Consider the following 25,736-nt stretch of genomic DNA (forward strand, 5'->3'; position numbering starts at 1 on the left):
ATCTATTTTGTATAATTTACAGCTTTTTCTAACGCTAAAGCACCATCAAACACAGTTTGCTCATCATAAGCTTTTCCAATTAACTGTAATCCAACTGGCATACCATCTTCATCTTTTGAAACAGGTAATGAAATTGCAGGTAAGCCAGCAAGGTTTACAGAAATAGTATATATATCACTTAAATACATTTCAAGTGATGTTTTAAAGCTTCCAAACTCAGGAGCAGTAGTTGGAGCTACTGGAGAAAGGATTAAGTCAGCATCGTTGAAAATTGCTTCATATTCATCTTTAATTAGATGTCTAACTTTTTGAGCTTTAATATAATATGCATCATAATAACCAGAACTTAAAACGAAAGAACCAAGCATGATTCTTTTTTGTACTTCTTCACCAAAACCTTGTGATTTTGTTTGAGTGTACATATCTTTTAATCCACCATCACCTTTTCTATTTCCATATCTAACACCATCAAATCTAGAAAGGTTTGCACTTGCTTCAGCTGTAGCAACGATATAATAAGATGAAAGGATTTTACTTGTATCTAACATATTTTTGTGAACAATTCTATGTCCTGCATCTTCAAAAGCTTTAATAGCCTTTTTATATCCTTCTTGGATAGCTGGACTTGCTTGCTCTACAAAACTGTCGATAACTGCAATTGTTAATTTTCTATCTCCATCTAGTTTTGGAGCAACTGGTTCATACTCTACATTTGCAGAAGTTGAATCCATTGGATCATTTCCTGAAATAATATCATATAAAATAGCAGCATCTTCTACGTTTTGAGTGATTGGACCACATTGATCTAGAGATGAAGAGTATGCAGTAATACCATATCTTGAAACTCTTCCATAAGTTGGTTTCATACCAACAACACCACAATAAGCTGCAGGTTGTCTAATACTTCCACCAGTATCTGTTCCTAAAGCTGCAATAGCAATTCCACCAGCAACAGCTGCTGCAGAACCACCCGAACTTCCTCCTGGAACTTTTGTATTATCAACAGGATTTAAAGTCTTACCATAACAAGATGACTCTGTAGAACTTCCCATAGCAAACTCATCCATGTTTGTTCTACCAAATGCACATAACCCAGCCTCTTCAAGCTTATTGATTACAGTAGCATTGTATGGTGATTTATATCCCTTTAGAATATTACTTGAGCAAGTAATCTCCCAATTTTTAACGTTTATATTATCTTTTATAGCAATTGGAACACCATTGCTTGAATCTGTTATATCAGTATTTGTTAGCTGTTCCACGTAAGCACCAATATTACTCTCTTTTGCTTTAGAAGCTAAATCTTCTTTAAGCTTCTTTAATTCATCACTATTTAATTTTAGTGCTTCTTTTAGAGTTATCAAATGTTTCTCCTAGAGTTTTACAAATATATAGTATAACGCGCCATTATACAAAAAAAATGATTAAAATCTGGTAAATGAAATTTTGATATTTAAAAAGTGTAATTTTTTAGAAATAAAAAAAGGCAAAAGTCAATGACTTCTGCCTTTTGAAGAGTGTATAAAAACTATTGTAGATTATACAAAAGAAATGAATGCCATTTGAGTAGCATCACCTCTTCTAATTCTAGTTTTAATTATTGAAGTATATCCACCATTTCTACCTTCGTATTTTGGTGCAATTTCATTAATTAATTTTTTAGTAGCTTCTTTATCTTGTAATGCTTTGAAAACAGCTCTGTGAGTGTTAAAATCAGCATTTCTAGCAGTAGTTACTAATCTCTCAATATATCTTCTTAACTCTTTTGCTTTTGGTACAGTTGTTTCAATCTTCTCTCTCTCAATGATAGCGATTGCTAAGTTTTTTAGTAATGCTTTTCTATGAGAAGATGTTCTGTTTAATCTTCTATATCCGTGCTTATGTCTCATATCAAACCCTTAAATTATGCTTTAAGTTGCTCAAGCTTTCTTCTTAAAGCCGATGCAACATTTTCTGGAAGTGTATTTTCAATTGGGAAACCTAAAGACTCTAATTTCTCTGAGATTTCATCAAAAGATTTTTTTCCAAGATTCTTAATATTTTTTACTTCTACTTCACTCATAAGTACTAGTTCACCTAAGAATTTTAATCCAGCTCTATCTAAAGAGTTGAATGATCTAGCACTTAGATTTAAATCATCAATTTTTACAATTAAATCTTTTAACTCAACTGGCTCTTCACCAGCATCGCTAACAGTTACTTCTGATAAATCAAATACTTTGTTAAATACTGACATTTGAGAGTACATAACAGATACTGCTTCTTTGAACGCAGCAATTGGAGTAATTTGTCCATTTGTTTGTACATTAAATACAGCTTTTTCAAAGTTAGGATTATCTTCAACTAACATTTTTTCAATATCGTAAACAACTTTTTTTACTGGTGTAAAGAAAGCGTCAATTGGAATATAATCTGATCCTACGATCTCTCTGATATCTTCAGAAGGCATATAACCAATACCTCTTTGGATAATTACAGAGAAAGTTAAGTTACAATCAGAGTTGATAGTTGCTAAGTGAACATCTGGAGAAACAACTTCTACATCAGAGTTTACTAAGTCTTCACCTTTGATTTCTTTTGGTCCATCAAAAGAGTATTCAACTACAACTTGATCTTCATCACCATTGATTTTAAACTTAATATTTTTTAGATTAATTATAAAAATAGCTATATCTTCAAGCATTCCTCTTAATGAGTCAAACTCATGCGAAGCTCCTTCGATTTTAACTGCGATTGGAGCGTATCCAACCGAGCTAGAAAGAAGAAGTCTTCTTAAAGGGTGTGCTAAAGTAATTGCAAAACCACTTTCAAATGGATATGCTGATATTTTAGCCTCATTATCACTGATAGCTTCTATCTCAACTTCTGTTGGTAAAAACGGTGTGTCTGCAAATTTTTTCATAGCTAACCTTATTTATTATTTAGAATATAACTCTACGATTAATCTTTCTTCAACAGGAATAACAACTTCTTCTCTTGTTGGGATTCTTGTAAAAATTCCGAATACTTTATCTTTATCTACATCAACCCATTCAACCATACCAGTTTGGTTAGTTAATTCTAATGCTCTAACGATTTGTGGGTTAGATTTAGATTTTTCTTTAATCTCAATTTTTTGTCCTGGTTTAACAACGTAAGAAGGAATATCAACTTTCTTACCGTCAACAAGGATATGTCCGTGAGTTGTAAATTGTCTTGCACTCGCTCTAGTAGTAGCGAATCCCATTCTAAATACAACGTTATCTAATCTTTGCTCGATTAACGAAATAAGGTTTGCACCTGTGTTTCCATCTCTTCTTGCAGCGTCTTTAAAGTATTTTCTGAATTGTTTTTCAGATACACCGTAAAGGTATTTAGCTTTTTGCTTTTCTCTTAATTGTAAACCATACTCAGAAATCTTAGTTCTTCTTTGTCCATGTTGTCCTGGAGCATATGGTCTTTTCTCTAATGCAGATTTACCGTTAAGTCTTCTCTCACCTTTTAATCCAAGGTCTGCATCTAATCTTCTCTCAATTTTTTCTCTTGGTCCTCTATATCTTGCCATACCTATACTCCTTACACTCTTCTTCTTTTAGGAGGTCTACAACCATTGTGTGGTAAAGGTGTTACATCTTTAAACCACTTAACAGAAATACCTTCTATAGCTCCAACAGATTTAACTGCTGTGTCTCTACCTGAACCTGGTCCTTGGATTTTAATACCTACATTTTTGATACCATGTTCCATAGCTTTAGTCATTGCATCTTCAACAGCTTGTTGAGCTGCAAATGGAGTAGATTTTTTAGAACCTTTGAATCCTAAGTTTCCTGCACTTGACCATGCGATTGCATTACCAGCAGAGTCAGTTACTGTTACCATAGTGTTATTGAACGTTGCTGCAATGTGAACGATACCGTCAGCAATATTCTTTTTTACAACTTTTTTTCTAGTTACTTTTCTTTTTGCCATTCGTTATCCTTCTTATGCTGCACCAACAGTTTTCTTTTTACCTTTTCTTGTTCTGGCATTAGTCTTAGTCTTTTGCCCTCTACAAGGTAAACCTTTTCTATGTCTTAAACCTCTGTAAGAACCTAAGTCCATTAAAGATTTAATATCCATTGCAACTTTCTTTCTAAGATCACCCTCAACCATATAGTTCTTTTGGATTTCTTGTCTAATTGCCGCTGCTTCGTCTTCTGTTAGTTCGTGTGCTCTTTTATCATAAGAGATACCAGTAGCGTCTAAGATTAATCTAGAGTTATGTAAACCAATTCCGTAAATATACGTTAATGCATATTCCATTCTTTTTTTATTTGGTAAATCAACACCTGCAATTCTTGCCATCGATTATCCTTGTCTCTGTTTATGTTTTTTGTTTTCGCAGATTACTCTAACGATACCTTTTCTTTTGATAACTTTACATTTATCACACATTTTTTTTACTGAAGCTCTAACTTTCATCAGTCATTCCTCTTTTGTGTTTATTACCACATTCCAACAGGGAAGAACTACTATTGAAAAAAGCAAACTGCTTTGCTTTTTCGTAGTTCGCCCCGATTTTTTAATATTGCATCGCAATAAAAATCGGCCTAGCCAAGACAAAACAACCATTGTATCTCATTTGAGACAAGGGTTATTTGCTTTTTTCTGGTTCTGCCCAACCCTTTATAAAACACAAAAATTTTATAAAAAATTCCTCTATGGTTGGAAAAATGGATTCGGATTATAATTAATTCTTGCTTAAATGTAGTTTAATTAGTGCTGTGGTAAGATACAAATCTAAATTTAATAATAAGAGATGTAATGATATATAAAAATGACTTAATAAATATAAAAGTAGAAACAAGTGAAATTCCATGGCTAATTATTTTCACAAATGAAAATATAAAAGAGTTTTCTTATTGTAATAATGAAACAAAAATGGAAATACTTAGATGCCTTGATATTATTGAAAAACATATGCTTGAATACTATAAACCAGAAAAGATAAATATTGCTTCATTTGGAAATTATGTTCCACATGTACATTTTCATGTTATGTCTAGATTTAAAGAGGACTCATTTTTCCCTGAGCCTATGTGGGGTAAAAAGCAAAGAGAAGCAGATTTAAACTTACCATCTTTTGATAAATTTATATCATCTCTTTTGACGAAATTAGCTTCTTAATTATATTTTGTTAATATAGATTATCTATTGAAAGGATAATCTATGTTAGAGAAATTTAAAAAATCAAATTCTACTATTCTTCTTCCTGTTTTTATTCCAGCTGTAATAGTTATATTTCTATTAGTTGTTGGAACTATAAGTGACCCTAAACTTATGGGAGAAGTATTCTCTGCTACATTAACATATATAACAAATGACTTTGGTTGGTTTTATATGTTAGCCGTTGCATTATTTCTAATTTTTATTGTATCTATTGCCTTATCGGGCTGGGGAGATATAAAACTTGGTCCTAATCATTCAGAACCAGAATATAGTTTTTCCTCATGGTTTGCTATGTTGTTTTCAGCAGGTTACGGTATAGCCTTGCTTTTCTTTGGTGTGGCAGAACCTATTTTGCACTATGCTGAACCTCCTACTGGAGAAGCTCAAACAGTTGAAGCAGCAAAACAAGCTATGCAAATTGCATATTTTCACTGGGGATTTCATATTTGGGCTATTTATGGTTTAGTTGGTTTATCACTTGCTTACTTTGCATTTAGACATGGTTTACCACTATCAATGAGGTCGACTTTATATCCACTAATAGGTGAAAAAATTCATGGTCCAGCAGGTCATACTGTTGATACTTTTGCAATCTTAGGAACACTATTTGGTATTGCTACAACTTTAGGTTTATCTGTATCACAAATAAATGCAGGATTAAACTACTTGTGGCCAAGTATAGAAGTGAGTATTACTACTCAAATTATTACTATTGTTGTAATTACAGGACTAGCACTTTTTTCTGTTTTAGCAGGTATGGATAAGGGTGTAAAAAGATTGTCATTGTTAAATATCTACTTAGCTATTGCATTAATGACTTTTGTATTTGTTGTAGGTCCTACGATATTTATATTAAATACTTTCTTAGAAAATACGGGAAGCTATTTAAGTAATATTGTTGAAAGAACTTTTAGTCTGCAAGCTTATGTTTCAAATGATTGGATTGGAAACTGGACACTATTTATTTTTGGTTGGACAATTGCTTGGGCACCTTTTGTAGGTCTATTTATTGCAAAGATTAGTAAAGGTAGAACAATAAGACAGTTTGTAGTAGGTGTTATGCTTGTACCAACAGTCTTTACTTTCCTTTGGTTCTCTGTGTTTGGTGATACAGCTTTACATATGGTTATGATTCAAGGTTATGATTCACTTATTACAGAAGTTCAAAATGACAAAGCAATTGCACTTTTCAAACTTTTTGAAAGATTACCTTTGACTGATGTTTTATCATTTATAGCTGTATTTTTAATTATCACTTTCTTTGTAACCTCTTCTGACTCAGGTTCACTTGTAATTGACTCTTTAGCTTCAGGTGGTGTTATTCATACTCCTGTTTGGCAAAGATCATTTTGGGTAATCTTAGAAGGTCTTGTGGCATCTGTACTTTTAGTTGCAGGTGGATTAGGAGCTTTACAAACAGCATCTATTGTTAGTGCCCTACCCTTTGCTATTATTATGATAATAGCAGCTATTGGAATGTGGAGAGCACTTATAATTGAAAACCATAGAGAAGATAGTTTACAACACAATGTAAATATGAATTTTCAACACCCAAGTATTGATAATGAAGATTTCTGGAAAGGAAGATTACAAGAGCTAATTAACTTTCCTAAGAAAAATGTTGTTGAGAACTTTATAAAAAAAGATGTTCTAAATAGTATGAACAAAATAAAAAAAGAACTTAATGAATCTGAATGGGATTGTGATATTGAGTATGACGAAGAGTATGTTAGAGCTATTATTTCTATCTATAAAGATGAAAATATTAAGTTTACATATGAAGTAAGGCTAAGAGAGTATGAGATGCCTGATTTTGCACACCTAGAAGATGCAAATAAAAAACAAAAGTACTATTATAATGCAGAAGCCTTCTTAAAAAGAGGAGCATTACATTATGATTTATATGGCTATGAAGAACATACAATTATCAATGATATTATTACTCAGTTTGAAAGATATTTAAGATTTATTCATACTACACCAGCGACACTTCCTTGGGATATGGATGAACATGATGATTTATTAGATAATGAAAGTGAAACAAATAAATAGGATTTTATCCTATTTATTTATAAACGGTTAAAGATTAACCGTCAGCGTTGATTTGAGTAATTAACTCTTCTAATACTTGCTCTGCTTTATCATGGTCAATTTGACAACCACCAGCAGCTTTGTGGCCACCGCCACCATATTTAAGCATTAGTTCACCAACATTTGTTTTTGAAGTTTTATTAATAATTGATTTACCAGGAGAGAATACAACATTTTGTTTTTCTCTTCCCCATACAACATGTGTAGAGATATTAATTTCTGGATGTAAAGCATATACTAAAAATCTATTTCCAGGGAAAATAGTCTCTTCATCTCTATAATCAATAATTGCAAGATTACCTTTTATAGTCGTACATCTTTTTAGTTGTTCTTCAAACTCTTTTTCATATTTGAAGTATAAATCAACTCTCTCTTTTACGTCTGATAGTTTTAAAATATCTTCAATTGTATGATCTTTACAATAGTCAATTAAATCCATCATTAATTGATAATTTGAAACAGTAAACTCTCTAAATCTTCCAAGTCCAGTTCTTGAGTCCATTAAGAAACTTAATAACTCCCATCCTTGAGGATTTAGTATGTCTTCTTTTGTGAAAGCTGCACTGTCTGCTTTGTTTGCTGCATCCATCATAGGTCTAAAACTTGAAGGAAACTTTTCATCTCCTCCATAGTATTGGTATACAACTTCAGCAGCACTTGGTGCATCTGCTTCAATTATATGGTTATCTCTTTTTTCATTTCTTAGTGTTTCTGAAAAGTGATGATCAAAAGCTAGATATACACCATCTACATATGGCAAGTTAGTTGTAATATCGTTTTGCGTTATTTCAATTTTTCCATCTTGCATATCTTTTGGGTGAACAAAAGTTATTTCATCAATAATACCTAGGTATTTCATTAGTGTTCCACACACTAAACCATCCATATCACTTCTTGTAACTAATCTATACTTTTTAGACATAACCATAAACTCCTAAATTTATTTTATATTATTTGCAATAACATCACCCATTTCTGCAGTAGAAACAACTTCTTTAGCATCATAAGCAGCTAAATCACCAGTTCTATAACCATCTTTTAATGCTTTTTTAATTGCTGCATCAATTTTGTCTGCTGCTTCAATTTCTCCTAAAGAGTATCTTAACATCATTCCAGCACTCTCAATTGTTGCAATTGGGTTTGCAATTCCTTGTCCTGCAATATCAGGAGCTGAACCATGAATTGGTTCATAGATTGCTGTTTTGTCTCCAGTTGAAGCTGATGGTAATAATCCAATAGAACCAACAACCATAGAAGCAGTATCAGATAAGATATCACCAAAGATATTTCCAGTTACGATAACATCAAATTGTCTTGGATTTCTTACAAGTTGCATTGCAGCATTGTCAACATACATATGAGATAATTCAACTTCTGGATAATCTTTTGCAATCTCTTCCATAGTGTCTCTCCATAATTGAGAAACTTCAAGAACATTAGCTTTATCAACAGAACAAACTCTTTTATCTCTTTTCATTGCTAATTCAAATGCTTGTTTACCAATTCTTTCAATTTCTGGTTTAGTATAAACCATAGTATTAAATGCTTTGAAACCATCATTTTCTCTTGGTTGACCAAAATAGATTCCACCAATAAGCTCTCTTACAATCATAATGTCAACACCTTCAATAACCTCAGGCTTAAGTGTTGAAGCATTTACTAACTCATCATAAATAATAGCTGGTCTTAAGTTTGCATAAACTTCCATTGCTTCTCTGAATTTTAAAAGTCCAGTTTCTGGTCTTTTATCCCTTGGTAAAGTATCCCATTTCTCTCCACCAATCGCTCCAAATAAACAAGCATCTGAGTTTAATACTCCAGTAACAGTCTCAGCTGGTAATGGATCACCTGTAACATCAATAGCAATACCACCCATTAAATATTCTTTGTACTCTAAAGAGAACCCACAAGAATAAGAAACTGCATCTAAAACTTTAATTGCTTCATCAACAATCTCTGGACCAATACCGTCACCTTTAATAATTGAAATATTATATTTTTTCATTATTTTTCAACTCCCATTTCAGCTTTTGCAAAATTAATTAAACCACCAGTAGAGATTAGCTCTTGCATAAACTCTGGGATTGGTATAAATTTATATGTTTTATTTGTAGTATTATTTGTAATTTCACCTGCATCTAAATCAATTGAAATTTCTTCACCCTCTTTGATCTCTAATGATTCAGGTAGTTCAAAAATTGGTAATCCCATATTAAATGCATTTCTATAAAAGATTCTTGCAAATGATGGAGCAACAACTGCTGCAACTCCAGCAGCTTTTAAAGCGATTGGTGCATGCTCTCTTGAAGAACCACAACCAAAGTTTTCTCCAGCAACAATAATATCACCTTTTTGTAATTTCTTTGGAAAATCAGGATCTGCATCTTCCATTACATACTTAGCTAAATGTTCTGGATCAGAGCTATTTAAATATCTAGCAGCAATGATAACATCTGTATCAATATTTGCCCCAAAATTCCAAACTTTTCCCGTTATTTTACTCATTTTAAACTTCCTTACTTACCATAAATTTTTATCTCAAAACTTCTTGGATATTTTTATAAAGTCCGTTATTTTATCTAAAAATTAAAAAATAATAGATTAAGTAAATAAAATTAAAGGTAATTTCAAATAGTTTCGGTATAATATATACCTTATCTTTAAAACAAATGAGGAATTTCCATTTATGAGCGCAAAAGATTTAAATAAAGAGATTGAACAGACGGTAAAAGAATACAAAGAATCTGTTCTAACGTATGAGAAACTTATTAAAATCTTTCCAAAAGCTCCTTCAGCTGCAAACGTTAAAAAACTTTTAGCTTTCACACAACTATATAACGTAACACTTATTAGTTCACAAGAACAAGCAAAAAGAATGAATGCTGAAGAGGCAAAAAAGAAAGAAGACCTAAGAAACAAAATGAAAGAAAACGATGAAGATGTTTTCGACCTACTTAAAAACAAAGAGCTTTTAGAGTGGTCAAGATCAGATTCACCGGTTAGAATGTATTTAAGAGAAATGGGTCAAATTCCACTTCTTACAAAAGAAGAAGAAATTGAAATTTCTAAAAAAATTGAAATGGGTGAAGATATCATTCTTGATGCAATCTGTTATGTTCCTTACTTAATTGATTTCATCTTAGAATATAAAGAACCTTTAGTAAACAGAGAAAGAAAAGTAAAAGAATTATTCAGAAACTTTGATGATGAAGACTCTGATGACTCTTCTGAAACTGAAGAAGTTGAAGAGGCTGAAGAAGAAACAGAAGATGAAAAATCTTCTAAAAAAACTAAAAAACTTGATAAAAGAGCTGAAACTATTATTGCAGCATTTAAAGTTTTAGAAAAAGCAAAAAAAGATTGGCTTAAATTCCAAACTAAAGAAGAAGCAAAATCAGATACAGAACAAGATCAAATGCAATTTAATCTTGCTGCTGCATTTAAAAAGAGAGTTGTAAAAGATGCTCTTACTGATTTAGGACCTACTTCTAAGCTTATTTCTGAGATTGTAAAAGCAATGGAAACAGCACTTAAATCAGATACTGGTTTTGAAACAGAATTAAAAAAACTAGAGTATAAATTGCCTCTATTTAATGATATTTTATTAAAAAACCACCAAAAGATTTTAGATAATATTATTAACTTATCAAAAGCACAAATTACTTCTATGGTTCCTGAAGCAACTATGGTTTCTACTTATATGGAAATCAAAAAACTGTTCCAAACAGCAGAAGCTTCTAAAGGTGGATTTGATTTAGAGCCGGAAGAACTTGTGGATGTATTAGAGCAAATCAAAAGAGGTAAGAAGATTACTGACCAAGCTAAAACTAGAATGGCGAAATCAAACCTTAGACTTGTTGTATCTATTGCAAAAAGATATACAAACAGAGGTTTACCTTTCTTAGACTTAATCCAAGAAGGAAATATTGGTCTTATGAAAGCCGTTGATAAGTTTGAGTATAAAAAAGGTTATAAATTCTCTACTTATGCAACTTGGTGGATTAGACAAGCAATTTCAAGAGCAATTGCTGACCAAGCTAGAACTATTAGAATTCCAATTCACATGATTGAAACTATTAATAGAATTAATAAAATCATCAGAAAAGGTATTCAAGAAAATGGTAAAGAGCCAGATGTAGAGGAAATCTCAAAAGAAGTTGGGTTACCTGTTGATAAAGTAAAACAAGTAATTAAAATCACTAAAGAACCTGTATCACTTGAAGCTCCTATTGGATCTGATGATGATGGTAAATTTGGGGACTTCGTACCTGATGAAAAAGCTCCAACTCCAATTGATAATATTATGAAAGATGACTTACAAGGTCAAATTGATCAAATATTAGCACAACTGAATGAAAGAGAACAAGCAGTTGTTAGAATGAGATTTGGACTTATGGAAGATGCGAGTGATAGAACACTAGAAGAGATTGGAAAAGAACTTTCTGTAACAAGAGAAAGAGTTAGACAAATTGAATCAAGTGCTATTAAAAAGCTTAAGCATCCAAAAGTAGGTAAAAACCTTAAAAACTACGTAGAAAGCTAATAAAATGAATTTTTTTGAAGAATGGGTTGAACTAGATTTAAATCCGGTTATTTCCTTTTCCTCAAGTGGAAAACTTCTGTTTTCTAATCATGAAGCTCAATTTTTGTTTAATAGAATTAAACAAAAAGAGCTTTTTGATTTAACTTTAAAATATGCACCTAAGACTTTTGGTGTAGAAACTACATATATAGATTTAAGTATAGAAAACTACACTTTTTATGCTATTACTGTTAAGTATGACAATGAAGATGAAATCCATATGAAACTTTATAAAAGTGCTATGGTGAAAAAAGACTCTCAATTAAGTACAAAAAATACTAATATCACAAATATATTTACACTTGTAGATTTAGCTATTTCAAGTAAAAAAATAAAATCTGCTAGTAAGTTTATCAAAAACTATGACCCTTCTATTCCAGAGTTTAAAATCAATGCAAAAGAGTTTATTAAAACACTTAATCTTATATATGATGCATTTGATGAAAGTGAAATAGTAACTACATCTGTGATTTTAAAGATTGGTGAATATATTAAAATTGATGGAAAGAAATACTCAATTATAAGTGTTGAGATAAGTTCTAGTAACAATATAGACTTAGACTCATTTAACTATGAAGACGAACAAGCCTCATTTATAGTTACAAAACTACAAGATAAAGTTTCTATTGACCTTCCTTTAATCATAAAGTAAGGTCAAGAAACTTTTTACTCTTCTTCTAACTTATTTTTAAAAACAAGCTTTGAAAGTAATGTTCCTAAAGGAACAACACCAAGTCCAATTAAAAATGGAACTGCTAGAAAAATACCATTGTTATTTAATGCAAAAAAACCAAAAATCAAAGAACCATAACCAAGTATTCTATATATAGATACAAAACCACCTGCTGAAGTAAATGCATTTTTAATAGAGTGTTTTTTTACCTTTGATTTTTCATCTTTAATTATCTCTTTAATTTTCTCTGTTGTTAATTCCTCTTCTGGAATTTCTTCATACTCAGAGTATAAATCAAAGGGATCATCTATTTCATCTACTTTATCTCTATCTTCTAAAGATTGATGTTCACTTTTTTCGTCAAGGGTTGATAGTCTATTATTTACATTTCTTCTATAAGCTAGAAATGAAGCAAGTGTTACAAATAAAGAACCTAAAAAAGCAACTTGAGTATTTAAAGCCCAAGTTGCATTTTGAAAGATTAAAGAGTAGATTATTAATATTGCATCAAGTACTAAGAATACCTTTGCAAAATTGATTATATATTTATTATTTGTCATCTACTTCTGATTTATCGCCATATTTTGCTCTGTGAGCATATCTTGGGTCATTTTCTAAACCTTCATACTCTTTTTTAGCTCTTTTGTATGCTTTTTGAATATTAAGTCCAGCTGCTGCTATACCCCAAAAAATACCTAGCCATAAAGTCCATTCATAACCTGTCCAAGTTTTAAGACCATATCCGATACCAAAACCAATTGCAACTGCTGCAACAAGTGAAATACCTAAAGATAGATTATCTAAAGCTCTAAGTTTATTTTGGTGCTTTGGTGTTTCTTCAACATTTTTATTATTTTCCATTAATTTACCTATTTAATATATGAACAACAATAATCAGTTATTGTTTTTACTTTAATATCAAAGCTTGAATTAGCAGGAACATCAAAAGAAGTATCAGCTGTATATGTATTCCATGTATCAGAATCTTTTAATTTAACTTCTACTTCTCCAGCAAGAATTTCCATTAGCTCTGCTTGATTTGTACCAAATGTATACTCTCCAGGCATCATAATACCTAAAGATTTATCTTCACCATTTTCATCTACAAATGATCTACTTGTAACATTTCCATCAAAATATACATTTGCTTTTTTTGTTAATTCAACATTTTTAAAAGTTGACATTTATATTTTCCTTTTTATAAGTTTTGCATTACTTCATCAGCTGCAGCAATACACTCATCAATCATAGAATCAGACATTACAGTTGAGATAAATCCAGCTTCATATTGAGAACAAGCAAAATAGAAACCTTTTTTAATCATCTCATGGTGGAACTTACCAAATCTTTCAAAATCACAAAGTGCACTTACTTCTTTAAAGTTTCTTGGCATTTTATCTGCAAAGAAGAATCCAAACATTGAACCTCTTGTATCAACTTGAAGACCGATATTGTTTTTACTTGCTACTTCTTTTAAACCTTCAACTAACTTAACAGCTTTTCTATTTAACTCTGTATGTAAGTTTGGAATTGATTTTAATTTTCTTAAACTTGTAAGTCCTGCTGCCATAGCAACTGGGTTTCCACTTAAAGTTCCTGCTTGGTAAACTGCACCATCTGGACTTAAATGTCCCATGATTTCTTTAGAAGCTGCAAATGCACCAACAGGCATACCAGCACCAATTACTTTACCAAAAGTAATGATATCTGCATCTGGTTCAACTATTCCACTAGCTCCTGTTAATGAAGCTCTAAATCCAGTCATTACTTCATCAAAAATTAATAAAGCCCCATGTTTATCACAAAGTGCTCTACACTCAATTAAGAACTCTTCACTTGCTGGAACTAATCCCATGTTTCCTGCAATTGGCTCTATAATAATACAAGCAATATCACTTGATTGCTCAAAACATTTTCTTAAGCTTTCTATGTTGTTATATTCACAAAGAAGTGTATGTTTTGTTAAATCTGCTGGAACACCTGGTGAACTTGGGCTTCCAAATGTAGCCATACCTGAACCTGCTTGAACTAATAAAGAATCAGAGTGTCCATGGTAACAACCCTCAAACTTAACAATATCATTTCTTCCAGTTACACCTCTTGCTAATCTAATTGCAGACATAGTAGCTTCAGTACCAGAACTTACAAATCTTACTTTGTCAATATTCTCATACATTTCAACAATTTCACTTGCTAATTCAGTTTCTAAAATTGTTGGTGCACCAAAAGAAAGACCTTTTTTAACTGTTTCAATTACTGCTTCTTCAATCTCTTCATCACAATGTCCGAATATTAGTGGTCCCCAACTTTGAACAAAGTCTAAGTATTTGTTACCATCTACATCTACTAAATAAGCACCCTCACCTTTTTCAATAAATGGTGGTGTTCCCCCTACGCTTTTAAAAGCTCTAACTGGTGAGTCAACACCCCCAGGGATTACTTGGCAAGCTTCTTCATAAGCTTCTATCGATTTTTCAAACATTATGTATCCTATTTATCATTATTTTTTATAATTAAAAGCAACATTCTACTATAATTGCGTTATGAAACTTATTATACTAGCGTTTATTTTATCAATAACTCTTCACTTTTTATTTTTGACTAAAATCGAAACACCTAAAGAGCAGATGTCTGACAAACCTGCAAGCTCAAAAAAAATTGATAAATCTTCTGTGCACTTTGTAAAACTACAACCAAAAGCACAACCTAAAAAGCAAACAAAACCAAAACAAGAGAAAGTAGAACCTAAAAAACAAGATAGACCAAAAAAATATAAAGAAGTAAAACTACCTAAAAAAGAAGTTGCTAAAAGAGAGGTTATAAAAAAGCCTAAGAAAGTTCAAAAAATACCAAGACCAAAAGTTGAAGCAAAACCTACTTTCACTAAAGATATTCCTAAAAAAACACAAAGAGAAAAAGATATTGAAAAAAGGTCATTAGAGAATTTTTTACTTGCAGAACCAGTTCCTTTAGATAAAGAGATGCTTGATGATATAACTAAAAGCTACATCAATCTTTATGGGGAAGAGTACAACTCTTTTACAAAGGTTCAAAAAGTATTTTTACAAAAGAACTTAAAAGATATAGGAAGAATTACTCAAAGCTACTTAAGGTATCCACATATAGCAGTTCGTACTGGTCAACAAGGAATGAATATAGTTGAATTTACTCTTCATCCAAATGGTGATATTACAGATTTAAGAATTAGCAATACTTCTGGGTATTCAAGTTTAGATGAAAATACAGTGGAAACAATTGAGTATGCATACAAAGATTATCCAAGACCCAAAACAGCTACAAAAATAAAAATATACGTTTACTACAAGTTGTATTAATGTATAATACGAAAAATTTATAATTTATATAATTAAAATCAAGGTTTTAAATGCTTACAGATAAGATTAGAAATAAAGAGAATGGAATATTATTATACGGAATTACACCGCCAAAAGTAAAACATACAGAAGAAGAGATAAAAGAGATTGCTAAAAAACATGTTGAAAGAATTTCAAGTCTAAATGTTGATGGTCTAGTTCTTTATGATATTCAAGATGAATCAGATAGAACAGATGAAAAAAGACCTTTTCCTTTTATTAAAACAATTAATCCTTGTGAGTACTCAAAAAACTATTTACAAGATTTAAAAACTCCAAGAATTGTTTATAGAGCAGTTGGTAATTATACTGCAAAGCAGTTTGCAACTTGGCTTGAAAGTACAAAGGCAACTCAAGTACACTCTGTATTTGTTGGAGCAGCAAGTCATGAGCAACAAACAAATATCACGTTAAAAGAAGCATATGGTATAAAAAAAGAGGTAAATGATAATCTTTGCCTTGGTGGAATTGCAATTCCAGAAAGACATATGAAAAAACATGATGAACACTTAAGAGTATTTTCTAAGCAAAATAGTTCGTGTGAGTATTTTATTACTCAGTGTGTTTATGATGTACATGCTGCAAAAACATTTTTAACAGACTATGCAAAATATGCAAAAGAAAATAATATTGAGCCTGTACCAATTATTTTTACGTTAACTCCTTGTGGTAGTTCTAAAACACTTGATTTTATGAAATGGTTAGGAATCAATATTCCAAACTATTTAGAAGAAGATTTAAAAGAGTCTGGTGATATTTTACATGATTCAGTAAAACTATCAAGGGATATTTTTGAAGACCTATTTAAATATGGTAAAAAAAGAGGTATTCCAGTTGGTTGTAATATTGAAAGTGTAGCTATTAGAAAAGCTGAAATTGATGCTTCAGTTGAACTATTAGAAGAAATCAGACAAATAATCAAAGATAATAAATAAAAAGTAAAAGGTAGTTTTTTACTACCTCTTTCTTAAGAAAACTCATGCCTGGTCGTTTAGCTATTTATGATGATATATCTTTTAAAGAAGATGCAAAGCTTCTTATAAAAAATGATATGATTCAAACCTTGAATCCAAGATATAACCTTCCTCCAACCCTTCCAATCCCTGCACTTTTAAACAATGGAAACTATTTATATACCCACTTTGGATATTTGCCTTCTTGGGCAAAAGATAAAAAAGGAATGAATATAAATGCAAGAAGTGAATCTATCTTTGAAAAGCAAACATTTAGGGATTCATTTAGATTTAGAAGATGTATTATTCCTATAAATGGTTTTTATGAGTGGAAAGTAGAAGATAAAGAGAAAACTCCGTACTTTGTAAAAGATATAAAAAATGACTATTTAGCCCTTGCAGGTATTTGGGATGAATATTTTGATATTGAGTTAAATATGAAAATAGTAACTGTTGCATTAATTACTTGTGATGCAAATGAGAAGTTAGGAAAAATTCACCACCGTATGCCAGTAGTATTAGAGATGAAAGATTTTCAAGGATGGCTTTATAGTCAAAACTTAAAAGAGATAAACTCTTTATTTAATATCTACCCTAATGAAAAACTAGAACTGTATGAAGTTTCTTCAAATGTAAACAAAGTTTTATTTGATGAAAGTTCATGCATAAAAAAAGTTGAACAAGATAAACTTGGTCAACTTTCTCTTTTTTAGATTCTTTTAAAACTTATTTTATAGTTGCAAGGACTAACTCTCTTAAAGTCTTACATGCAACTGCAGTTGAAACACCACTTGCATCAAACTTAGGACTAAGTTCTACTACATCAAGCCCTACTACATTTTCAAGTCTTGAAAGAATAGAAATAATTTTCATCATATCATGAAAATCAATTCCACCTGGTTCTGGTGTTCCAGTTCCAGGAAATACTGAAGGATCAAGTACATCTAAATCAATTGTTATATAAACTGGTTTATTAACTAAAAGTTCAACTCTTTCTTCTAAAGTATTATAAGTAAACTTTTCTAAGTGAGAGTGCTCTTTTGCCCACTCAAACTCTTCTTTTAAACCACTTCTAATACAGAACTGATTTAATCTACCACCTCCAACTTGGTCATAAATTCTTCTAAGAACAGTTGCATGACTTAAAGCTTCACCTAAATAATCATTTCTTAAATCTGTGTGAGCATCAAAATGAATAATATGTAAATCTTCATACTTTTTAGATAATGCTTTTACAGGTCCAAGAGATACTAAATGTTCTCCACCAATCATAACTGGAATCTTGTCAGCATCTATGATTTCTTGAGTCTTCTCTTGAATCATTCTAAGAGCAGTTTTTTTATCTCCAAAAGGAACTTCTAAATTTCCATAATCAAAAAGTTTTAAATCTTCTAAATCTTTGTCTAAATATGGACTATAACTTTCTAGTCCCCAAGAGTCTTCTCTCATTGCACTTGGTGCAAATCTTGTTCCTGGTTTAAAAGATGTTGTTCCATCAAAGGGAACTCCAAATAAAACTGCCTTTGACTCTTCAAAAGAGTCTTCAAATCCTATAAAAGTAGAGCTTTGTGCTTCCATTTTATAATCGCCTTTCAAAATTATACATATCCATATACCTAAATGCTAATAGATTTTCTAATATAGCAAATAGTGCAATAAAGTTAATAAAGGAACTCCCACCATATGAAAATAGAGGTAAAGGAAGTCCAACAACAGGTGCATAACCAATAACCATTAAAATATTAATACTCATATTTAAAAATATGAGAAGTCCAAGTCCGGAGGCGAAGGAACGAATTACATAATCATCATGGAAATAGTAATTAAAGGACAGTAGATGATAAATCAATAAACCATAAATAAATATAAGTCCAATAGCTCCTAAAAATCCATATCTCTCCACAAAATATGCAAAAATAAAATCACTTGTTGCAATAGGTAAAAACTTTAATTGTGTTTGTGTCGCTTCTTCGGCTTCTTTTCCAACTAAACCACCATTTCCAATTGCAATAATTGATTGTTGCACTTGATAACTAGGCTTCTCTGAAAGGAAATCTTTAATCCTTTTTTTCTGATAATCTTTAATCAAATTAGTATAAATAAAAGGTGAAGCTAAAGCAATGGTTACAAAAATAGTAGCCCATATTTTCCAGTTTACTCCAACTATAAATAAAATTCCATAACCAACTAATAATAATACTAAAGCAGTCCCTAAATCAGGCTCTTTTGCGATTAAAACAAAAGGAAGTAAAATATAAAAAGAGAAATATATAAAATCTTTAAAACTATATCCTCTATCTTCTGGTGGTTTACTATGTATTAAATGTCCAAGCATAAGTATAAATACAGGTTTAAACAACTCACTTGGCTGAATTGTCATATTTAAAAATGGTAAGCTTAACCATCTTTTTGCACCTAGCTTTGTAACACCCCAAAATTCAACCGCTAAAAGCAAAAATATCCCAAGCCAATACAAAATAGGAATTAGTCTAATATTTCTTCTAATTGGCAAGATAAATATTATAAAGAAAACAATTAATGAAATCGTAAAATAAATTAATTGTTTATTCGCTAATATACGGTTTGTTTCACTTATAAGATTGTACGATAACAATATTAACGGCAATACAAATATAACTATTAAATAATCAAAATGTGAAATAATTCTTTTATCAAATAAACGCATAGTGAAAGAGTACCCAAATATGGATAAATTTTTTATTGTTCAAGAGACAAATAGATTAGATAAATTTTTAAGTTCTAAAATTGATGCTTCAAGAAATCAAATAGAACAGCTTATAAACAAAGAATACGTAAAAGTAGATGGTAAAACCTGTATAAAAAGAGGTTTAAAATTAAAGCAAAATCAAGAAGTAGAAGTTCACTTCCCTGAGGCTGAAATAAATCCCGTAAAAGATAAAACTTTTGTAAAAGAGTCTTTAGAGGGTAAAAACATTGAGATAATCTATGAAGATGAATATATTTTAGTAGTAAATAAACCCTATAACTTGACAGTTCATGATGCTCCAAGTGTAAAAGATGCCACACTAGTTGATTGGTTAAAACTAAATAACTTCTCACTTTCAACTATAAGTGGAGAAGAAAGACATGGTATTGTTCATAGATTAGATAAGGGTACCAGTGGTGTAATGGTTATTGCAAAAACTAATGAAGCTCATACAGGACTTTCAAAACAACTTGAAGATAAAAGTATGGGAAGATACTATTTGGCAATCATTGATTTACCCCTAAAAGATGATGTAATTATAGAAAAACCAATAGCTAGAAACCCAAATAATAGACTTAAAATGTCAATTGAAGAAAATGGTAAAAATGCAAAATCTGCTTTTAGTAAACTGTGTACTTCAAATAATGACAAATATGATTTAATAGCATGTAAACTTTTCACAGGTAGAACACACCAGATAAGGGTACACTTGGGCTCTATGAATAGGCATATCTTAGGTGATAATTTATATGGATTTAAGGGCGAATTAAATAAAATAAATAGATTTTATTTGCATGCATACAATCTTTACTTAATTCATCCAATTACAAAAGAAAAAATGAGTTTTACTGCAAAACTTTCAGACGATATGCATGACTTTTTAACAAACAATTTTAATATGGAGCTTGTAAATGACAAAATTGATGAAGCTAACATCATTAAGTGCTTTAATTTTACTTCTTAGTGGATGTAGTTTAAAAAACTTTGATAATACAAAACCAAAAATAAATGAGACTCTTGAAGTAGTTGACTCTGCTTCTATTAGAACTCTTCCTGATATAAATGCTATTGCTTTTGAATGGAGAAAGGTTGATGATCCAAGAGTTACTGGGTATCACTTCTATAGAGCGAACCTTCAAAAAGATGGTGCAAAATTAAAACTAATTGATACAGTTGAAAATAGATATACAACTCACTATGTAGATGAAGATGTAGAACCTAGTACAAAATATGTTTATAAAATTTCTTCTGCAACTGCTACAGAGTTTGAATCAAGAACTACAAATGACTATGTGGTTTCAACACTTCCACTTATGGAAGGAGTAAGTTTTATCCAAGCTATTTCAAATCTTCCAAGACAGATTAAAATTGTATGGAGACCTCACAATAGTGAAAGAATTGAAAGTTATGAAGTTCAAAGAAAAACTCCTGCAACTAGCAAGTGGGAAGAGATTGAAACTTTAGATGGTAGATTACAAGCTGAGTACATTGATTTAAATTTAGAAGATAATGTTGTTTATCACTATAGAGTTATTGGTAAAACATTTGATGGTTTAGAGACTATGCCAAGTGCTTTAGTAAAAGCTCAGACAAAACCTTTACCAGCAGGGATTTTAAGTTTAAAAGCAACAACGAACCTTCCAAGAAAGATTGCTTTAACTTGGGAGCCTTCAAAATCTAATGATGTAGTTAAATATAATGTTTACAGAAGTACAGATGACCAAAGAGGTTTTGATGTTATAAAAACAGTTAACGCTAAAACGTTAAACTATGAAGATTTTGTTAATGAAGATGGAAAAGTATATTTCTACAAAGTAAGTTCTATTGATAAAGATGGTTTAGAAAGTAACTTAAATGTTAATTCTGTAATGGGTGTTACTTTAAATAAACTAAGAAAACCTGTGATGACTCTTGCTCAAATTCAAGGTGCTAAAGCTATTTTAAACTGGCAAGCAGGTGATGATAGAGCAGTTTCATATACTGTTTATAAAACTATTAAAGAAGGTTTCTTCAAAGATAAAACTATCAAATACCAAGATATTACAGCACTTAGATTTGAAGACAAAGATATCGTAAGAGGTGTACAGTATAGCTATGCTATTCAAGCAGTTGATAAAAATGGAATTCACTCTGAGATTACAAAAGAAACAGAGCTTATTTTACCTAAGTTAGTGGAGATGAAGTAAATAAATGCCTCATATAGTATTTAATAAATCAAATAAAGAGTTAAAGGTACCATCAACAATTGATGGTACAAACTTTAACTTTATTGCAAAATCATATAATTTTACAGACAAACCTAGAAAAACAGAGTATAAAATCTCTACAACAAGAGATAATAAAGAGTTTTTATTAACATTAAGACAAAAAGATGACAACTTACTTTTAAAGCCAGATAAAGTTACTAGAGTAAGTCCTGTTCAATTAATCAAAGACTCTTTAAACTCTTATGCAAAAATTACTGAGTCAGAAATTCTTTTTGCAAATACACAAAATGTAAATCAAAAAATTGAACCAACGCAAGAGTACTTAAAAGACATTAACTATTTTTTAAATGATTTTGATACAGATAAAGAGATTCAAATAGAGATTGGTTTTGGTAGTGGAAGACATCTTTTACACCAAGCAAAAGAGAACCCAGATGTTCAGTTTATAGGCTTAGAGATTCATACTCCTTCTATTGAGCAACTTTTAAAACAAGTAAAAATCCAAGAGTTAGATAATATCTTAGTTGTAAACTACGATGCTAGACTTTTTATGGAGTTTATTAAATCAAACAAAGTTGGAAGAATCTTTGTTCACTTCCCTGTTCCTTGGGATAAAAAACCTCACAGAAGAGTTTATTCAACTGATTTTATCAATGAAGCATTAAGAGTATTAAAAGTAAATGGTACTTTAGAGTTAAGAACAGATAGTAGAAAATATTTTGACTACTGTACAGAGTTACTTACAAACCTTCCAAAGGGTAAAATTACAATAGATATAAATAAAGACCTTCCTGTTTCAAGTAAATATGAAGATAGATGGAAAAAACAAGGTAAACATATCTATGATGTAGTTTTATTATGTGAGCAAGAAGATGAAGAGATAAACCATGACTTTGATTTCAACTTCAATGATGAAATTAACTTTGAAGAAACAATTAAAAATATCCCTTCTAAAACTTTAGTTGAAAAAGACTATTTCGTACATGTAGAAGATGTTTTTGTTATAGAAAATGAGACTAATTCTGGACTTCTTCAAGTTACCTTTGGTAATTTTGATAGACCATTAAGTAAATATATTATTGTAAAAGATGGTAAAGCTTCATATTTCCAAGACTTACCTCTTCCTACAAGCTCAAATATAAAAGCACACAATAAAATAAAAGAGATATTAAAATAATGATACAAGCCAAAAATATATATCTTTCTTATGATGAAAACAAATATGTTATCAAAAAAGGTAACTTCTCTATAAAAGAGAAAGAGTTTATATTTATTGGTGGAACTAGTGGTAGTGGAAAATCTACTTTACTAAAATCATTTTATGGTGAAATTCCTTTAAAACATGGAGAACTAAAAATCGCAGGTCAAAATGTTTTTGGAATAAAAGGAAAATCCCTAAGAAGTCTTAGAAAAGATATTGGAATTATCTTTCAAGACTATAAACTAATTGAAGAGTGGACTATTGAAGAGAATATTATGATTCCTCTTAAAATTAATGGTTACTCAAATGATATTTCGAGGGAACAAGCAACAAAACTTTTAAATCATGTAAAGCTATCACATAGAGCTGGGTATTATCCAAATGAGCTAAGTGGTGGTGAACAACAAAGAGTTGCAGTGGCACGTGCACTTGCACACAATCCTAAAATAATCATCGCAGATGAGCCAACAGGTAACCTTGATGATTACTCAGCTGAAGTTGTATGGAACCTTTTAAAAGGTGCAAATGAACAACTAGGTATTACAGTTGTTGTTGTAACACACAGAGTTCCAAAGAACTTTGGTATTAGATTTAGGCAGTTATCTATTGAAGATGGGATAATTTATGAAGTTTCTTAAAAATACATTTGCTTTTGTTATTCCATTAACAGCAATGTTAATATCTTTTATTATCTATCTATTCTCTTCTAATATTTTAGAGAACTATAAAATAAAAATAGCAAATGATTACTCTATTGTAGTTATTACAAATACGCCTTTAATAAAAGAAGAGATTACAGAACTTGCTGGTATCAATGTTGAGAAGATAATTACTTTAGAAAAAAAGTCTATTATTGATAATATTAAATCAGACCTATCAAGCTCTTCTATTAATTTATTAAAAAAGAAATTGCCACATTTTTATAAAATAAATCTAGAGGCATTTCCTACAACTAGCCAACTACAAACTATAAAAGATAAACTATATGCAAATAAAAATGTTAGAAAAGTAGAAATTTTTTCTAAAAATCATAATAGTGTTTATCTATTGATGCTTTTACTTAGTCAAATATCTTTTATACTTTTTAGTATCATTACAATATTTGCAATAATTATGATTTCTAAACAAATTAGAATATGGTTCTATGAACACCATGAAAAAATCACTATTTTAAAACTACACGGGGCATCTATTTTATATAGTTCCTCAACTATTTTAAAATATGCGATTATAAGTTCATTTATTTCATTCTTTATTGTATCTGCAATGTTTATTTACTTAGTAGATAATATTGGTGTATTATTGCCTAATGACTTAGAGAATATTGTACAAGTAACTCTATCTTTAAATGAGTCACTTTCTAAGATTTTTCTTTTATCATTTGGTATTTCAATACTAACAATTATTGGTGTATTATTAAAGTATAAAATAAAATATGATTAAAAGATTAGCTTTACTATTTTTAGTATCAATCACTTTATTTGGAGCCTCTACTAAAAGTATTGATAAAAAAATTCAAAACAATAAACTAATTCTACAAAAAAATAAAAAAGCCCAAGAACAAAAAGATTTACAAATCAAAATTCTTGCAAAACAAATCAATAATCAAAATAGTGAACTAAGAAGATTAGAAAAAGCAATTACTATTATTAATGCTGATATTAAAAAACATCAAGGTCAATTAGTTGATGCAAAAAAAGCACTTAAGAGTCTACAAAAAGATTCAAGTGATTTAATAAAAGAAAAAAAAGATAGTGAAGAAAAGATTGTTGATACAATTATAAATGAGTTTTCTTCTTCTATTGCATTAAAACTTGCAGGAGAAAGAAGTCTTCAAGAACTTATTGATTCAGAAGTTTATACCCTACTTTCTCAAAGCTCTAAAGATGAGATTATCAAAATAAACAATAGCTATGAACTATTAACTCAAAATAGAAAAGAGAATAAAAGAAAAATCAACCAAATTAGTACTTATATTAAAGATAGAATTAAAAAGAAAAAAGAGTTAAATATTCTAAAAAAGACTCACTCTAAATCTTTAATATCACTAGAAAGAAAACACAAAGAGTATCAAGTAGAGTTAAAGAAAACTGTACAAAAGCAAGACTCATTAAAACAACTTCTTGGGAAACTAAATATTCTTAAAAAAGAAGAGATAGAAAAGCAAAGAAGAGCAGCAATTGCAAAAGCCAAAAGACTTGCAGCACAAAAGAAAAGAAGAAAAGCACAGAAAAAATCAACTAAGTATGAAGTTAGTGATGAAGATAGAAATAACAGCTATGCAAAAAATCTTGATATAGATGTTAGAATGATTGGTTCTTCAACTTCTGGAATTAAGATTTCAAGATATAGAGGAAGAAAAACTATTGCTCCTCTTGATTCATTTCAAGTTGTTAAAAAGTTTGGAAAATATTATGACCCAGTTTATAAAATCAAACTATTTAATGAGTCAATTGTATTAAAAACAAAAAAACCCCAAGCAAAAGTAAAATCAATTTTTAATGGAAAAATTGTTTATGCAAAAAAAGATGCAGGTATGCTTGAAAATGTTGTTATTGTACAACATAGAAATGGATTACACACAATATATTCTCACTTAGACCAAATCTCACCTTCTTTAAAGGTAGGAAGATGGATAAAAAAAGGTTATGTTGTAGGAAGAGTTAATAACACACTTACCTTCCAAGCTACCAAAAATGAGATGCACATTAATCCAAAAGATCTTTTCAAAATATAATAA

The 25,736-nt window shown here is 30.3% G+C and carries 29 protein-coding genes; 13 read left to right on the forward strand and 16 right to left on the reverse strand.

Annotation, left to right across the window (positions count from 1 at the left end):
• Positions 1 to 2 precede the first annotated feature (2 nt).
• From gatA to rpmJ, 7 genes are all read right to left on the reverse strand, one after another.
• Positions 3 to 1,364 (reverse strand): Asp-tRNA(Asn)/Glu-tRNA(Gln) amidotransferase subunit GatA, encoded by a 1,362-nt coding sequence (gene gatA, locus CRV03_RS02810; RefSeq protein ID WP_164968604.1) that lies wholly within the window; start codon positions 1,362 to 1,364, stop codon positions 3 to 5.
• Positions 1,365 to 1,538: 174 nt separating this feature from the next.
• Positions 1,539 to 1,889: a 50S ribosomal protein L17 gene (gene rplQ, locus CRV03_RS02815; RefSeq protein ID WP_129083638.1), complete on the reverse strand. Its 351-nt coding sequence runs from the start codon at positions 1,887 to 1,889 to the stop codon at positions 1,539 to 1,541.
• A 14-nt stretch (positions 1,890 to 1,903) separates the two neighbouring features.
• Entirely contained in the window at positions 1,904 to 2,902 is a 999-nt protein-coding gene (locus CRV03_RS02820) for a DNA-directed RNA polymerase subunit alpha (RefSeq protein WP_129007297.1), read from the reverse strand.
• A 15-nt stretch (positions 2,903 to 2,917) separates the two neighbouring features.
• Positions 2,918 to 3,544: a 30S ribosomal protein S4 gene (rpsD, locus tag CRV03_RS02825; protein ID WP_129083639.1), complete on the reverse strand. Its 627-nt coding sequence runs from the start codon at positions 3,542 to 3,544 to the stop codon at positions 2,918 to 2,920.
• Between the two features lie 11 nt (positions 3,545 to 3,555).
• Positions 3,556 to 3,948, reverse strand: coding sequence for a 30S ribosomal protein S11 (gene rpsK, locus CRV03_RS02830; protein WP_129007295.1), 393 nt, complete (start codon positions 3,946 to 3,948; stop codon positions 3,556 to 3,558).
• Between the two features lie 12 nt (positions 3,949 to 3,960).
• Positions 3,961 to 4,323 (reverse strand): 30S ribosomal protein S13, encoded by a 363-nt coding sequence (rpsM, locus tag CRV03_RS02835; protein ID WP_129007294.1) that lies wholly within the window; start codon positions 4,321 to 4,323, stop codon positions 3,961 to 3,963.
• A 3-nt stretch (positions 4,324 to 4,326) separates the two neighbouring features.
• Positions 4,327 to 4,440 (reverse strand): 50S ribosomal protein L36, encoded by a 114-nt coding sequence (gene rpmJ, locus CRV03_RS02840; RefSeq protein ID WP_114838802.1) that lies wholly within the window; start codon positions 4,438 to 4,440, stop codon positions 4,327 to 4,329.
• Positions 4,441 to 4,782: 342 nt separating this feature from the next.
• Between rpmJ and CRV03_RS02845 the strand changes: the two genes are divergently transcribed.
• Both CRV03_RS02845 and CRV03_RS02850 read left to right on the forward strand, forming a co-directional pair.
• Positions 4,783 to 5,145: an HIT family protein gene (locus tag CRV03_RS02845; protein ID WP_129083640.1), complete on the forward strand. Its 363-nt coding sequence runs from the start codon at positions 4,783 to 4,785 to the stop codon at positions 5,143 to 5,145.
• 42 nt (positions 5,146 to 5,187) lie between these two features.
• Complete coding sequence (locus CRV03_RS02850; RefSeq protein WP_129083641.1) at positions 5,188 to 7,239, forward strand: BCCT family transporter; 2,052 nt, start codon at positions 5,188 to 5,190, stop codon at positions 7,237 to 7,239.
• Positions 7,240 to 7,273: 34 nt separating this feature from the next.
• On the opposite strand, the gene CRV03_RS02855 is transcribed toward CRV03_RS02850, so the two are convergent.
• Genes CRV03_RS02855 through CRV03_RS02865 form a run of 3 tightly spaced genes read right to left on the reverse strand, consistent with a single transcriptional unit; the run spans position 7,274 to position 9,783 of the window.
• On the reverse strand, positions 7,274 to 8,200 hold the full coding sequence (locus tag CRV03_RS02855; protein ID WP_258238990.1) for a DHHA1 domain-containing protein: 927 nt from the start codon (positions 8,198 to 8,200) through the stop codon (positions 7,274 to 7,276).
• Positions 8,201 to 8,218: 18 nt separating this feature from the next.
• Entirely contained in the window at positions 8,219 to 9,283 is a 1,065-nt protein-coding gene (gene leuB, locus CRV03_RS02860) for a 3-isopropylmalate dehydrogenase (RefSeq protein WP_129083643.1), read from the reverse strand.
• Entirely contained in the window at positions 9,283 to 9,783 is a 501-nt protein-coding gene (locus CRV03_RS02865) for a 3-isopropylmalate dehydratase small subunit (RefSeq protein ID WP_129083644.1), read from the reverse strand. The genes leuB and CRV03_RS02865 overlap by 1 nt, the downstream gene beginning before the upstream one ends.
• A gap of 181 nt (positions 9,784 to 9,964) precedes the next feature.
• On the opposite strand from CRV03_RS02865, the gene rpoD reads away from it, so the two are divergent.
• Both rpoD and CRV03_RS02875 read left to right on the forward strand, forming a co-directional pair.
• Positions 9,965 to 11,821 (forward strand): RNA polymerase sigma factor RpoD, encoded by a 1,857-nt coding sequence (gene rpoD, locus CRV03_RS02870; protein WP_129083645.1) that lies wholly within the window; start codon positions 9,965 to 9,967, stop codon positions 11,819 to 11,821.
• Between the two features lie 4 nt (positions 11,822 to 11,825).
• On the forward strand, positions 11,826 to 12,512 hold the full coding sequence (locus tag CRV03_RS02875; protein ID WP_129083646.1) for a hypothetical protein: 687 nt from the start codon (positions 11,826 to 11,828) through the stop codon (positions 12,510 to 12,512).
• A gap of 14 nt (positions 12,513 to 12,526) precedes the next feature.
• On the opposite strand, the gene CRV03_RS02880 is transcribed toward CRV03_RS02875, so the two are convergent.
• The 4 genes from CRV03_RS02880 to hemL are packed head-to-tail and all read right to left on the reverse strand — an operon-like array spanning position 12,527 to position 15,015.
• Positions 12,527 to 13,093, reverse strand: coding sequence for a hypothetical protein (locus tag CRV03_RS02880; RefSeq protein WP_129083647.1), 567 nt, complete (start codon positions 13,091 to 13,093; stop codon positions 12,527 to 12,529).
• Entirely contained in the window at positions 13,083 to 13,394 is a 312-nt protein-coding gene (locus CRV03_RS02885; RefSeq protein ID WP_129083648.1) for an AtpZ/AtpI family protein, read from the reverse strand. The genes CRV03_RS02880 and CRV03_RS02885 overlap by 11 nt, the downstream gene beginning before the upstream one ends.
• Before the next feature lie 8 nt (positions 13,395 to 13,402).
• Entirely contained in the window at positions 13,403 to 13,717 is a 315-nt protein-coding gene (locus tag CRV03_RS02890; RefSeq protein ID WP_129083649.1) for a pyrimidine/purine nucleoside phosphorylase, read from the reverse strand.
• Between the two features lie 14 nt (positions 13,718 to 13,731).
• A complete protein-coding gene (hemL, locus tag CRV03_RS02895) occupies positions 13,732 to 15,015 on the reverse strand; it encodes a glutamate-1-semialdehyde 2,1-aminomutase (protein ID WP_129083650.1) in 1,284 nt (427 codons plus the stop codon).
• Positions 15,016 to 15,076: 61 nt separating this feature from the next.
• Between hemL and CRV03_RS02900 the strand changes: the two genes are divergently transcribed.
• The 3 genes from CRV03_RS02900 to CRV03_RS02910 are packed head-to-tail and all read left to right on the forward strand — an operon-like array spanning position 15,077 to position 17,573.
• Positions 15,077 to 15,868: an energy transducer TonB gene (locus CRV03_RS02900; protein WP_129083651.1), complete on the forward strand. Its 792-nt coding sequence runs from the start codon at positions 15,077 to 15,079 to the stop codon at positions 15,866 to 15,868.
• Positions 15,869 to 15,918: 50 nt separating this feature from the next.
• Positions 15,919 to 16,842, forward strand: a complete 924-nt coding sequence (locus tag CRV03_RS02905) for a methylenetetrahydrofolate reductase (protein WP_129083652.1) — start codon at positions 15,919 to 15,921, stop codon at positions 16,840 to 16,842.
• 44 nt (positions 16,843 to 16,886) lie between these two features.
• Complete coding sequence (locus tag CRV03_RS02910) at positions 16,887 to 17,573, forward strand: SOS response-associated peptidase (RefSeq protein WP_129083653.1); 687 nt, start codon at positions 16,887 to 16,889, stop codon at positions 17,571 to 17,573.
• Positions 17,574 to 17,586: 13 nt separating this feature from the next.
• Here the strand turns inward: CRV03_RS02910 and speB are convergent, their stop codons facing one another.
• Together speB and CRV03_RS02920 are read right to left on the reverse strand one after the other, a co-directional pair.
• Positions 17,587 to 18,438 carry an agmatinase gene (gene speB, locus CRV03_RS02915; RefSeq protein WP_129083654.1) on the reverse strand — a complete coding sequence of 284 codons (852 nt, stop codon included), beginning with the start codon at positions 18,436 to 18,438 and terminating at the stop codon, positions 17,587 to 17,589.
• Between the two features lies 1 nt (position 18,439).
• Positions 18,440 to 19,546, reverse strand: coding sequence for an FtsW/RodA/SpoVE family cell cycle protein (locus CRV03_RS02920; RefSeq protein ID WP_129083655.1), 1,107 nt, complete (start codon positions 19,544 to 19,546; stop codon positions 18,440 to 18,442).
• A 19-nt stretch (positions 19,547 to 19,565) separates the two neighbouring features.
• On the opposite strand from CRV03_RS02920, the gene CRV03_RS02925 reads away from it, so the two are divergent.
• The 6 genes from CRV03_RS02925 to CRV03_RS02950 are packed head-to-tail and all read left to right on the forward strand — an operon-like array spanning position 19,566 to position 25,733.
• Positions 19,566 to 20,552, forward strand: a complete 987-nt coding sequence (locus tag CRV03_RS02925; RefSeq protein WP_129083656.1) for an RluA family pseudouridine synthase — start codon at positions 19,566 to 19,568, stop codon at positions 20,550 to 20,552.
• Positions 20,500 to 21,774, forward strand: coding sequence for a fibronectin type III domain-containing protein (locus tag CRV03_RS02930; RefSeq protein WP_129083657.1), 1,275 nt, complete (start codon positions 20,500 to 20,502; stop codon positions 21,772 to 21,774). Before CRV03_RS02925 ends, CRV03_RS02930 begins: the two co-directional genes overlap by 53 nt.
• A gap of 4 nt (positions 21,775 to 21,778) precedes the next feature.
• Complete coding sequence (gene trmB / locus CRV03_RS02935; protein ID WP_129083658.1) at positions 21,779 to 22,972, forward strand: tRNA (guanosine(46)-N7)-methyltransferase TrmB; 1,194 nt, start codon at positions 21,779 to 21,781, stop codon at positions 22,970 to 22,972.
• Positions 22,972 to 23,634, forward strand: a complete 663-nt coding sequence (locus CRV03_RS02940; RefSeq protein ID WP_129083659.1) for a cell division ATP-binding protein FtsE — start codon at positions 22,972 to 22,974, stop codon at positions 23,632 to 23,634. Before trmB ends, CRV03_RS02940 begins: the two co-directional genes overlap by 1 nt.
• Positions 23,621 to 24,439, forward strand: a complete 819-nt coding sequence (locus CRV03_RS02945; protein ID WP_129083660.1) for a cell division protein FtsX — start codon at positions 23,621 to 23,623, stop codon at positions 24,437 to 24,439. Before CRV03_RS02940 ends, CRV03_RS02945 begins: the two co-directional genes overlap by 14 nt.
• Positions 24,432 to 25,733 carry a murein hydrolase activator EnvC gene (locus CRV03_RS02950; RefSeq protein ID WP_129083661.1) on the forward strand — a complete coding sequence of 434 codons (1,302 nt, stop codon included), beginning with the start codon at positions 24,432 to 24,434 and terminating at the stop codon, positions 25,731 to 25,733. Before CRV03_RS02945 ends, CRV03_RS02950 begins: the two co-directional genes overlap by 8 nt.
• Positions 25,734 to 25,736 lie beyond the last annotated feature (3 nt).

Source organism: Arcobacter sp. F155 (assembly GCF_004116455.1).
Taxonomy (GTDB): domain Bacteria; phylum Campylobacterota; class Campylobacteria; order Campylobacterales; family Arcobacteraceae; genus Halarcobacter.